This is a genomic window from Achromobacter veterisilvae (genome assembly GCF_900496975.1).
GTDB classification, from domain to species: Bacteria; Pseudomonadota; Gammaproteobacteria; order Burkholderiales; family Burkholderiaceae_B; genus Achromobacter; species Achromobacter veterisilvae.
In genome coordinates this window covers 1-4480 of the sequence record NZ_UFQC01000084.1, presented here as the reverse complement: position 1 = coordinate 4480, position 4480 = coordinate 1, and the positions used below count along the sequence as shown (strand labels likewise).

Here is a 4480-nt window from a genome sequence, read left to right as displayed (position 1 = left end):
TGCTTCGGCGTGCTTAAAACCCGATCACGATACCGACCCGACTACGTCTGATCGCTTGACGGCCAAGACGGTATCTTCCCTCAAGGCAGGGCGCTTCCGCAGGTGTCTGACACCCCAAGGCAAGGCGCTTCAGGCTTGAAGCCACCTGGCTTGGGTGTCAGACACCCGCCGTGAGCCGCGGGTGTCTGACACCCGGCGGCACCGGGGTAATCCGTGCCCGCGTCTCGTACGGGTGTCAGACACCTTCCCCTCCTCCTCACCCACGCAACGCACGCTGCACGACCGCCAGTTCCAAAAAGGGATAAATACCCAAGGTATTCATTCACTCAAGGAATATAAGTCGCCGCGGCTTGATCCGGCGCATCTGCAAACCTCGGGCTTGGTGTAGGCTTGGCGCACGCTCCGCGCGCGCCGCGGAATCTTCCTGTCCGATTTGCTCGCCGCATCATGAACCTACGCCTGTTCCCTGGCCTGAATAACTTCCGCGGCATCACGCGGGAATCGGCGCGGCGCGACGTCATGGCCGGGCTGAGCGTGGCGGCGGTGGCGCTGCCCGTGGGCCTGGCCTACGCGGCCATGATGGGGGTCCCGCCCGTCGCGGGCCTGTGGGCGGCCATCGCCGGGATGCTGGGCTATGCCGTGTTCGGCTCCTCGCGCACGCTGATCGTCGGGCCCGACACGGCAACCTGCACCCTGATCGCGGCCACGCTGACCGGAATGGCGCTCAGCACGCCGGAAGACCGTCTGCTGGCCGCGACGGGCATCGCCCTGACCGTGGGCGTGGGCTGCCTGATCGCGCGCGTCCTGCGCCTGGGCGTGCTGGCCAACCTACTGTCCCGGCCCGTCCTGATCGGCTATATGGCGGGCGTGGCCATCACGCTGGCGATCTCGCAGTTGAGCGGCCTGACGGGGGTGGGGCTGCGCAACAGCGGCCTAGTGCACCCCTTCCTGGAACTGTCGCGCCGGCTGCCCGAAATCCGGATCCCCACGCTCTTGCTCGGCGTGGCGTCCTGCCTGCTGCTGATGGCGTTCAAGCGCTGGCGGCCGAATTGGCCCGGCCCCATCCTGCTGGTGGCGGGATCCTGCCTGCTGTCGTGGATCTTCGACTTTCCCGGCCTGGGCATCGCGGTCGTGGGCGAAGTGCCCGCGGGCCTGCCGTCGCTGAGCCTGCCGGTGCGGCTGGAGGGGCTGGACGGCATCCTGATGGGCGCGGCCGGGGTGCTGGTCGTGAGCTTTTCCAGCGGCATCGTGACCGCGCGCAGCTTCGCCGCGCGCACGGGCGAACACGTGGATCCCAACCGCGAACTGGTCGGCTTCGGCGCGGCCAACGTGGCGGCCGGGCTGTTCCAGGGTTTCGTCGTGACCGGCGCCGACTCGCGCACCGCGGTGGGGCTGGTGGCCGGCGGCTCCTCGCCGCTGGTCAGCGTCAGCGCGGCCGCCGCGCTGGCGATCGTGGTGGGCCTGCTGAGCGCGCCGCTGTACTGGCTGCCGCAGGCCGTGCTGTCGGCCATCCTGCTGCTGGCCGCGGCCAGCCTGTTCGACGGCCACGCCTTCCTGCGCCTGGCCCGTATTTCGCGCATCGAACTGGCGTTCGGCGTCCTGGCGGCCGTGGGCGTGATCGGCTTCGGCGTGCTGCAGGGCGTGGCGGTTTCCGTGGGCGCGACGCTGCTGTACGCCATGTACGTGTCGGGCAATCCCCGCGACGCCCTGCTGGGCCGGCTGCCCGGCGAATCGGTGCTGGGCAAGCTGCACCTGAACCCCGACGCGCAGCCGGTGCCGGGCACGGTGGTCTGGCTGTTCGAGTCCTCCGTGTGGTTCTTCAACGCCGACGCGTTCCGCCGCCGCGCGCGCGAAGTGATGGACCAGGCGGGCGGCGCGCAGTGGTTCGTGCTGGATGCCGAAGCCATGACCCAGGCCGACGCCGACGCGGTCGAGGCGCTGTACGAGCTCAAGCGCGAACTGGACGCCCGCGGCATGACCCTGCTGGTCGCGGGCGGCCATGGCCAGTTCCGCATGGCGCTGGAGCGTTCCGGCCTGGTGAAGAAAATCGGGCGCGACAAGATCTTCGGCAGCCCCGAACAGGCCGTCGATGCCATCGAACGCTGGCGCCAGGCGGCGCCCCCCACGCTGGGCTAACCGACGTTGCGGCAGCCGCGCTTATCGCTGCCGCACCAGCGCCAGCGTGTGCTGGGCGATGATCAGTTCTTCATTGGTGCGCACGACGTAGACGCCGATGCGGCTGTCGTCGCTGGAGATGCGCGGCCCGTGGCGGGTGTTGCGTTCGTGGTCGAGCCTGATGCCCAGCCAGCCCCAATGGTCGCTGATCGCCTGGCGGATCTCGGCCGAGTTCTCGCCGACGCCGGCGGTGAAGACGATGGCATCCACGCCATTCATGGCGCAGGCCAGCCCGATCATGCCCTCGGCCACGCGCCACGCGAAGTATTGCAGCGCCAGCTTCGCGGACGGCGCGTCGCTGGCCAGCAGCTCGCGCATGTCGTTGCTGATGCCCGACAGGCCCTTCATGCCGCAGTCGTAGTACAGCATGTGCTCGATTTCGTCGTGGGTCATGCCGCGTTCCATCATCCACAGCACGATGCCCGGGTCCAGGCGGCCGGGGCGCGTGCCCATGGGCAAGCCTTCCAGCGCCGTGAAGCCCATCGTGCTGTCCACGCTCTTGCCGTGGTGCATGGCGCAGGCGGAAACCCCCGAGCCCAGGTGCGCGGCGATGATCTTGCCCATGGCGACGTCCGGCAGCGCCTGGCGCAGGCGCTGCGCGATGTATTCGTAGGACAGGCCGTGGAAACCGTAGCGGCGCACGCCTTCCTGGTACAGGCGCTCGGGCAGCGCGTAGCGGTCGGCCACGTCGGAGTGGCTGCGGTGGAAGGCGGTGTCGAAGCACGCCACCTGCGGGATCCAGGGACGGCGCTCGCGGATCACGCGGATGGGCGCCAGGTTGTTCGGCTGATGCAGCGGCGCCAGCGGCGTGAAGGCATCCAGCCTCGCCAGGATGTCGTCGTCGATGAGAACCGGCTCCGACAGGGTGGGGCCGCCGTGCACCACCCGGTGCCCCACCGCCAGCGGCGCGCCGCCCAGGTGGCCGCTCAGCCAGGTGCCGACCACTTCCTGCGCATTGGGCACGTCGGGCGCGTGGCTGGGCGCGACCTCGCGCTCCACCAGCGTCTGGCCCGCCGCGTCGCGCACCCGCAGCCTGGGGTGCAGGGTGCCGATGCCTTCGAGCTGGCCGCCCAGTCGGGGAGCCAGCTCTTGTTCGCCGTCGATGTCGTACAGGTAGAACTTGATGCTGGAACTGCCGGCGTTGATGACGAGAATGGTGTCGCTCATGGCGCTGTGATTCCGGGTTGGGACAAGTCGCGTAAGTGGGTAGGGGTGGGTCCCATACATCAGGCGAGCGGACGGGCCTGTTGTTCGCTCAGGTGGTGCGCGTAGATGGCCGCGACCGCGCACGAGGCCAGGCGCGAGCGCGGGCTGTCGGCGCGGCTGGTCAGGATGATGGGCACGCGCGCGCCCAGCACGATGCCGGCCGCTTCCGCGTTGGCCAGGAAGGTCAGGTTCTTGGCCAGCATATTGCCCGCCTCCAGGTCCGGCACCACCAGCACCTGGGCGATCCCGGCGACCGGGGAACGGATGCCCTTGATGCGGGCGGCTTCGGGATTGATGGCGTTGTCCAGCGCCAGCGGACCGTCCAGCAGGCCGCCGGCGATCTGGCCGCGGTCGGCCATCTTGCACAGCGCCGCGGCTTCGATGGTGCTGGGTATGCTGGGCGTGACCTGTTCCACGGCCGACAGGATGGCCACGCGGGGTTCGCCCAGGCCCAGGCCGCGGTGCAGGTCGATCACGTTGCGGATGATGTCGGCCTTGGTTTCCAGGTCCGGGAAGATGTTGATGGCGGCATCGGTGATGAAGAGCGGCTCCGCGTAGGTGGGAACCTCCATGATGAACACGTGGCTGATGCGCCGGCCGCTGCGCAGCCCGGTGTTGCGCGCCACCACTTCGTGCATCAGTTCGTCGGTGTGCAGGCTGCCCTTCATCAGGAGCGTCGCCTCGCCGCTGCGCACCAGCGCGACCGCGGCCTCGGCCGCGGCGTGGCTGTGCGGCGCGTCGACGATGCGGGCGTTGCCCAGGTCCAGCCCGTACTGCGCGGCCGTCGCGCGGATCTTGAGTTCGGGGCCCACCAGGATCGGTTGCAGCAGGCCGAGGTCCCGCGCCTGCAGCGCGGCGGACAGCGAAGGCTCGTCGCAGGGATGAGCGATGGCGCATACGGCGGGCGCCAGCGTCTGCGCGCGGGCGATGAGCTTGTCGTAGTGCGTGGACGCGGGCAGGGTCATTCGGAAGTCGCCTTGGTGGATTTGCGCGCGGCGCGCGCGGGAGTCTTGGCGGCGACGCGCCCGGCGCGGGCGGCCGGAGCCGCCTTCACCGGCTTGGCGGCCGTGGCCGGCGGCTCGCTCCTGGCGGCGGAGAT

3 protein-coding genes are annotated in these 4480 nt (G+C 69.7%); 1 reads left to right on the top strand and 2 read right to left on the bottom strand.

Annotation, left to right across the window (positions count from 1 at the left end; genetic code table 11):
- Nucleotides 1-447: 447 nt before the first annotated feature.
- Nucleotides 448-2136: a SulP family inorganic anion transporter gene (locus AVE30378_RS32315; protein ID WP_208742491.1), complete on the top strand. Its 1689-nt coding sequence runs from the start codon at nt 448-450 to the stop codon at nt 2134-2136.
- 21 nt (nt 2137-2157) lie between these two features.
- Here AVE30378_RS32315 and AVE30378_RS32310 read toward each other — a convergent pair whose 3' ends face one another.
- Both AVE30378_RS32310 and AVE30378_RS32305 read right to left on the bottom strand, forming a co-directional pair.
- Nucleotides 2158-3342: an acetate/propionate family kinase gene (locus AVE30378_RS32310; RefSeq protein WP_129247262.1), complete on the bottom strand. Its 1185-nt coding sequence runs from the start codon at nt 3340-3342 to the stop codon at nt 2158-2160.
- Nucleotides 3343-3401: 59 nt separating this feature from the next.
- Nucleotides 3402-4346, bottom strand: coding sequence for a phosphate acetyltransferase (locus AVE30378_RS32305; protein ID WP_129247260.1), 945 nt, complete (start codon nt 4344-4346; stop codon nt 3402-3404).
- Between the last annotated feature and the right edge of the window lie 134 nt (nt 4347-4480).

What these genes read in the sequence shown, in the direction of transcription:
- AVE30378_RS32315 (WP_208742491.1), top strand. Translation starts at nt 448, where the DNA reads ATGAACCTACGCCTGTTCCCTGGCCTGAATAACTTCCGCGGCATCACG.
- AVE30378_RS32310 (WP_129247262.1), bottom strand. Translation starts at nt 3,342, where the DNA reads ATGAGCGACACCATTCTCGTCATCAACGCCGGCAGTTCCAGCATCAAG.
- AVE30378_RS32305 (WP_129247260.1), bottom strand. Translation starts at nt 4,346, where the DNA reads ATGACCCTGCCCGCGTCCACGCACTACGACAAGCTCATCGCCCGCGCG.